8 protein-coding genes are annotated in these 6,261 nt (G+C 73.3%); 5 read left to right on the forward strand and 3 right to left on the reverse strand.

The window, feature by feature from the left end; all coding sequences use genetic code 11:
• Nucleotides 1-125: 125 nt before the first annotated feature.
• Complete coding sequence (locus tag ACSNN7_RS21530) at nucleotides 126-848, forward strand: VOC family protein (protein ID WP_436682752.1); 723 nt, start codon at nucleotides 126-128, stop codon at nucleotides 846-848.
• 29 nt (nucleotides 849-877) lie between these two features.
• Here ACSNN7_RS21530 and ACSNN7_RS21535 read toward each other — a convergent pair whose 3' ends face one another.
• The gene (locus ACSNN7_RS21535) at nucleotides 878-1,381 is read right to left on the reverse strand and encodes a DUF1990 family protein (RefSeq protein WP_436682753.1); all 504 of its coding nucleotides are present in this window, start codon (nucleotides 1,379-1,381) and stop codon (nucleotides 878-880) included.
• A 230-nt stretch (nucleotides 1,382-1,611) separates the two neighbouring features.
• Between ACSNN7_RS21535 and ACSNN7_RS21540 the strand changes: the two genes are divergently transcribed.
• Nucleotides 1,612-2,103, forward strand: coding sequence for a GNAT family N-acetyltransferase (locus tag ACSNN7_RS21540; protein ID WP_436682754.1), 492 nt, complete (start codon nucleotides 1,612-1,614; stop codon nucleotides 2,101-2,103).
• A gap of 105 nt (nucleotides 2,104-2,208) precedes the next feature.
• Here the strand turns inward: ACSNN7_RS21540 and ACSNN7_RS21545 are convergent, their stop codons facing one another.
• Entirely contained in the window at nucleotides 2,209-2,418 is a 210-nt protein-coding gene (locus ACSNN7_RS21545) for a hypothetical protein (RefSeq protein WP_436682755.1), read from the reverse strand.
• A 135-nt stretch (nucleotides 2,419-2,553) separates the two neighbouring features.
• Here ACSNN7_RS21545 and ACSNN7_RS21550 point away from each other — a divergent pair, with 135 nt between their 5' ends.
• Together ACSNN7_RS21550 and ACSNN7_RS21555 are read left to right on the forward strand one after the other, a co-directional pair.
• Nucleotides 2,554-3,669 carry an ATP-dependent DNA ligase gene (locus ACSNN7_RS21550; RefSeq protein ID WP_436682756.1) on the forward strand — a complete coding sequence of 372 codons (1,116 nt, stop codon included), beginning with the start codon at nucleotides 2,554-2,556 and terminating at the stop codon, nucleotides 3,667-3,669.
• A 33-nt stretch (nucleotides 3,670-3,702) separates the two neighbouring features.
• Nucleotides 3,703-5,283 (forward strand): alpha/beta hydrolase, encoded by a 1,581-nt coding sequence (locus ACSNN7_RS21555; protein ID WP_436682757.1) that lies wholly within the window; start codon nucleotides 3,703-3,705, stop codon nucleotides 5,281-5,283.
• Here the strand turns inward: ACSNN7_RS21555 and ACSNN7_RS21560 are convergent.
• A complete protein-coding gene (locus ACSNN7_RS21560; protein WP_436682758.1) occupies nucleotides 5,210-5,722 on the reverse strand; it encodes a potassium channel family protein in 513 nt (170 codons plus the stop codon). The genes ACSNN7_RS21555 and ACSNN7_RS21560 overlap by 74 nt on opposite strands.
• A 74-nt stretch (nucleotides 5,723-5,796) precedes the next feature.
• Here ACSNN7_RS21560 and ACSNN7_RS21565 point away from each other — a divergent pair, with 74 nt between their 5' ends.
• The gene (locus ACSNN7_RS21565; protein WP_436682759.1) at nucleotides 5,797-6,249 is read left to right on the forward strand and encodes an N-acetyltransferase family protein; all 453 of its coding nucleotides are present in this window, start codon (nucleotides 5,797-5,799) and stop codon (nucleotides 6,247-6,249) included.
• The last annotated feature ends 12 nt before the right edge of the window (nucleotides 6,250-6,261 follow it).

The raw sequence follows: 6,261 nt of genomic DNA on the forward strand, positions 1-6,261 counted from the left end.
CCGGTGTCGCGGCTGGGCGAATACTCGGCTGCGGGTGACGCCGGCTCGCCCTTAGGCTCCCGTCCGACCGGCTGGTGAGGCGTCCTGCCGACAGCGGTCAGTCAGCGGATCGGAGATACCGAGGGATGACCTCTCAACTGTTCGCGATCAGCTTCGATGCGAGCCGGCCCCTGCGGGTGGCCCGGTTCTGGTCCGGGATCCTGGGCTGGGAGCTGGCCGATGATCCGCACGACGCTGTCACGCTGCTGCCCTCGGACGACACCGGGTTCCGCATCCGCTTCCTGCCGACCCGGGAGCCGAAGATCGGCCCGAACCTCGGGCACTTCGATCTGACGAGCACCTCGCCGGCGGACCAGCAGCAGACGGTGGCCAGGGCGCTGGAACTCGGCGGGCGGCACCTCGACATCGGCCAGGGCCCGGAGGCGGATCACGTGGTGCTGGCCGACCCCGAGGGCAACGAGTTCTGCGTCATCGAGCCGGGCAACAACTTCCTCGCCGACTGCGGATTCATCGGGGCGCTGTCCTGCGACGGTTCGCAGCAGGTCGGGTACTTCTGGAGCGAGGCGCTCGGGTGGCCGCTGGTCTGGGACCAGGACCAGGAGACCGCCATCCGTTCACCGCTCGGCGGTCCGAAGATCACCTGGGGTGGTCCCCCGCTGGCGCCGAAGACGGGCCGGAATCGGCTGCGCTTCGAGCTGGCTCCGCCTCGCCACGGTGATCAGCAGGCGGAGGTCGACCGTCTGCTCTCGCTCGGGGCGACTCGGATCGACGCCGCGCAGGGCGAGGCCGACCGGGTGGTGCTGGCCGACCCCGACGGCAACGAGTTCGGTGTGCTGACGCCCCGGTAGCGCGCGGCCCGGCCGCTCGGCGGCCGGGGTCAGCGGGGCGTGCAGAGGCGGCGCAGGGCGCGGGCCAGCCAGTGAGCGTAGCCGTGCTGGACGGCGCGGGCGGCGGGCCCGGCGGCGCGCATGATCCAGCGGTCCGGCCGGCTGAACGCGGTCACCTCGAACCAGACCGCGCCGGCGTCGTCGCGGGTGACCACGAAGGCCTCCTCGCCCCGCGCGGGATGCCCGGGCAGGGTGCCGTAGCCGAAGCCGGCGTGACGCTCCCCGTCGGAGGCCCAGACCACCTCGCACGGGCCCCAGATGCGCAACGGCCCCACCCCCAGCCCGGTGGTGACCCGGACGCCCGGGGTGGCGCGCGGCGCGTCGGTGCGCATCCGTACCCCGGCAGCCCGGTGCAGCCGCCAGGTCAGCACCGCCTCGGCCGCCACGGCGAAGCACCCGTCGGGCAGCCGGTACCGGTGGCGCACGTGGTGCCAGCCGGCCGGCAGCGGCCCGTGCCGGGTCGCCCCGACCTCCTGGTACGTCAGCTCGGACACGCGTCCAGCCTAGGGCCGGGCCGCCGTTCCCCGCCGGTCGGCGCCCACCGGGTCGCGGCGCCGGCCCGGCGCGACCGTCGATCGGGGCTCGACCCGGCCGGACGACCGCAGGTCAGAGCTCGACCCGGCCGGGCGACCGTGGGTCAGGAATCGGCCCGGCCGGGCGACCGTGGGTCGGGACGTCGGCTGGCCGGCGGCGTGTCCGGGCGGCGGTGTGGTGGGGTGGAGCGGTGACCGAGGTGACCGTCGGACCGGCCGGCGTCGCGGACGCCGGGGAGATCCTCACCGTGCAGCGCGCCGCCTACCTCGACGAGGCCCAGCAGTACGCCGACCCGTTCCTGCCACCGCTGACCGAGACCCTCGACGAGCTCCGGGCGGTGCTGGCCGGGCCGACGATCGTGCTCGTCGCCCGGGCCGGGCATCGGCTGGTCGGCTCGGTACGCGCCCGGGTCGCCGGCGACACCGCCCACGTCGGCCGGCTCTCGGTCGCCCCGGACCAGCAGGGCCGCGGGATCGGCAGCCGGCTGCTGGGCGCGGTCGAGTCGGCGTGCGCCGGGCAGGCCGTCCGGCTCGAACTCTTCACCGGCGCCCAGAGCGCGGGCAACCTGCGGTTCTACCGACGGCACGGCTACCGGGTGGTCGGCCACCGGCCGGACCCCAACGGGGTACGACTCGCCGTGCTGGAAAAGTCGCTGGTCACCTCCGCCCACAGCGACCCCTGACTCACCACCCCCGCCCCGCCTCGGTGATCAAGAAGTTTGCGTCAGATCGGGCGGCCTTCCAGACCTGAACTTCTTGATCACCCAGCGAAGGAGCGCGAGGAGGGGTCAGGCGGTTTCGCGTAGGTCGGCGAGGTCGAGGGGGGTACGGCGGCGCAGCAGGTCCGCCAGCTCGGTGACCGTGCCGACCTCGCCGAGCACGTCCTTGCCGCCGCCGAACTCGGCGGGGTACCGGCGGATCAGCCGGTAGCGGTGCCGACCCCGGATCAGCTCTATGCTGACCCGCCACCGCCCGCAGCAGCCGCACACCCACTCCACCCGGCGACGGTAGCTCTGAGCTGCGCAAACGCGATTCGTACGGGAAGGACGGGCGGGACGGCCGGGGACACGCCGCACCGGCACCGGCGGTGATCTGCCTCACGGCTGTCGGCACCGTCTGATTGACTGGTCGCCGTGGACCTGCCGATCAATCCGCCGGTGGAACCGATGCTGGCCAAGAGCGTGGCGAAACTGCCCACCGACCCGGGCCTGACGTACGAGCCGAAGTGGGACGGTTTCCGCTGCATCGTGTTCCGCGACGGCGACGAGGTCGAGCTGGCCAGCCGGGGCGGCAAGATGATGACCCGCTACTTCCCCGAGGTGGTCGAGCAGGCCCGCCGGCAGCTGCCGGAGCGCTGCGCCGTCGACGGCGAGCTGATCGTGATCCGCCGGGACGGCCCGGGCGGCCAGCCGCGGCTCGACTTCGAGCTGCTCGCCCAGCGCATCCACCCGGCCGCCTCCCGGGTGAAGCTGCTGGCCGAGACGACCCCTGCCGACTTCGTCGCCTTCGACCTGCTCGCCCTCGGCGACGAGCTGCTGATCGACCAGCCGTACCCGGAGCGCCGGTCCCGGCTGGAGCGGGCGCTGGCCGACGTCCGCCCGCCGGTGCACGTCACCCAGATCACCACCGACCCGGAGACCGCCCGCCGCTGGTTCGACGTGTTCGAAGGGGCCGGGCTGGACGGGTTGATCGTCAAGCCGGCCGAGCTGCCGTACGAGCCGGGCAAGCGGTCGATGTTCAAGGTCAAGCACGCCCGGACGGCCGACGTGGTGGTGGCCGGCTTCCGCTGGCACAAGTCCGGCCCGGTGGTCGGCTCACTCCTGCTCGGCCTCTACGACGACGCCGGGGTGCTGCACCACGTCGGCGTGAGCGCCTCGTTCACCATGGCCCGGCGCGCGGAGCTGCTGGAGGAGCTGGCCCCCTACCGGGACACCGGCGGCGAGCACCCGTGGGTGCACGGCGACCACGAGCGCGGCCAGCGCATCCCGGGCGGCGTGAGCCGCTGGACCGGCACGAAGAACCTGGAGTGGGAGCCGCTCCGCCCCGAGCTGGTGGTCGAGGTCGGCTACGACGCGATGGAGGGCGAGCGGTTCCGGCACACCGCTCGGTTCGTGCGCTGGCGGCCCGACCGCGACCCCCGCTCCTGCCGCTACGACCAGCTCGACCGGCCGATCCGGTTCGACGTGGACGAGGTCCTGCGCGGCGATCCGGCGGCGACCGTGCAGCCGGCCGCCGCCGGTCCCGCGTAGCCTGGCCGTCGACACGATCATGGAGGCTCGCTGGTGACCCGCACTCCCCACCTCGTCCGCCGGGTCCGGCTCACCGTCGCCGGGTTCGCCGCGGCGGCGTTGCTCGCCGCCGGGTGCACGCTGCCGGCGTTCGCACCGGGTACCGACACGCCGGAAGCGGCGGCACCGGGCACCGCGCCGATCTGGCGGGACTGCCCGGAGGTCGCCGAGGACCTGGTCGGCCGCGGCGCGCCGGACATGCGGTACGAGTGCGCGAAGGTCGCCGTGCCGCGCGACTGGGGTGCCGGGGGCGGCGCGACCGCCGGCCCGGGCGCCGGGGAGACCTTCGAGATCTCGCTGCTGCGGGCCCGCTCGTCGAAGCAGCGGGACCGGATCGGCTCGCTGGTGATCAACCCGGGCGGTCCCGGCGGGTCCGGCGTGGACACCGCCGTCTACCTCTCCTTCGGGCCGGCGTTCGGCGGGCTGCCCGCCTCGATCACCGACCGGTTCGACATCGTCGGGTTCGACCCGCGCGGGGTGGCCCGGTCCAGCCCGGTCAAGTGCATCTCCGACGCCGACCTCGACACCAGCTTCGGCTTCGACCCGGATCCGGCCAGCCAGGAGTCGTTCGACGACTACCTCGCGCTGAACCGGAAGATCGGCAGCGGCTGCGGCGACAAGTACGGCGACCAGCTGCCGCTCTACGGCACCGAGCAGGCCGCCCGGGACATGGACGCGGTCCGCGCGGCGGTCGGCGACGAGAAGCTGACCTACCTGGGCTACTCCTACGGCACCCTGCTCGGCGCCACGTACGCGCAGCTCTACCCGCAGCGGGTACGCGCGCTGGTGCTCGACGGCGCGGTGGACCCGCAGCAGAAGCTGATCGCCGGCTCGGAGAGCCAGGCCAAGGGCTTCGAGCGGGCGTTCGGCAACTTCACCCGCTGGTGCGCGGAGAACGCCGGCCGCTGCCCGATCGCGCCGGACGCCCGGGCGGCGGTGACCGCCGCCATCGACAAGGCGAAGGCGTCCCCGGTGCGGGGCGCCGACGGGCGGGAGGCGACCTCCGGCTGGGTGTTCTACGCGGTCATCTCCTCGCTCTACACGGAGTCGGGCTGGGAGGAGCTGGCCCGGGCGATCGACAAGCTGGAGGGCGGAGACCCGTCCGACGTGTTCCGCCTCGCCGACGCGTACGCCGGCCGGGGCGAGGACGGCCGTTACTCGAACCTCTTCGACGCCAACCTGACCATCAACTGCGCCGACGAGACCGAGAAGCCGAGCCTGGCGCAGATCCGCCAGTTGCAGTCGCAGTGGCGGCAGAAGTACCCACTGTTCGGGCCGGCGCTGGCGGTCGGGATGCTGGGGTGCGCGGAGTGGCCCGGGCAGCGGGACCCGTACCCGACCGGCGAGGCCGTCGGCGCGCCGCCGATCGTGGTGGTGGGCACCACCGGCGACCCGGCCACCCCGTACGAGCAGACCCCCCGGCTGGCCGCGATGCTGGGCGTGGGGCGGGTGCTGACCTGGGAGGGCGAGGGGCACACGGCGTACCCGCAGACGACCTGCGTCACGGACGCGGTGGACGCCTACTTAATCTCTTTGACCGTTCCCAGAGAGGGGCTGCGCTGTCCGGCGCGTTGAGCGGCTGACGCCGCTCCGGCTCGGGCAGCTCGATGCCGTGCCGGGTGGCCAGCTCCTCCAGCAGCGCCCGCATCCGGCGCACGTCGTGCTTCAGCTCCTCCTGCTCGTCGTGCTCGAAGGCGTCGTCGTCGACGATGAGCCGGCTGGCGAAGTGCGCGGTGATCAGCGGGATGACCAGCAGCACCATGGTCGAGATGAGCAGCGCGGCGAGGAAACGCCCCTGCCAGGTGGTGGGCGAGATGTCGCCGTACCCGACGGTGGAGGCGGTGACCACCGCCCACCAGACGGCGTCGGCGGCGCTGGCGTTCTCCACCTGGGCGTAGATCACGCCGGCCACCACGATCATCAGCAGGTACGAGGTGATCAGGGTCCGGGGCGAGTTCGCGAACCAGACCAGTCCCCGGTAGATCCACCGGAAGGGCAGCAGCAGGGGCTCCATGCCGCATCATGCTGCCCGCTGCGGGCAACCCCTCGCCCGCACATCGGCGGGTGTCGCTGTGACAGGCTGCGGCCATGAGTGACGTGATCTTCCGGGAGGCGGTCCGGGCGGACCTGCCCGCCGTCATCGCCCTGCTCGCCGACGACGTGCTCGGTAAGGCCCGGGACTTCACCGAGGTCGACGAGGCGTACGAGCGGGCCTTCGCCGACATCACCGCGGACCCGCGCAACCACCTGATCGTCGCCGACGAGGCGGGCGAACTGGTCGGCTGCCTGCAGATCACGTACATCCCGGGGCTGGGCCGGCACGGCGCCGAGCGCTCCCTGATCGAGTCGGTACGGGTCCGCTCAGACCGGCGCGGGCGGGGGCTGGGCCGGCAGATGATGGAGTGGGCCGTCGACCAGGCCCGGCAGCGGGGCTGCGCCCTGGTCCAGCTCACCACCGACAAGACCCGCGCCGACGCGCACCGCTTCTACCGCAACCTCGGCTTCCTCCCCACCCACGAAGGCATGAAACTCCCCCTCTGACCTCCCCCACCC

The organism is Micromonospora sp. URMC 105 (assembly GCF_051386295.1).
Lineage (GTDB): Bacteria > Actinomycetota > Actinomycetes > Mycobacteriales > Micromonosporaceae > Micromonospora.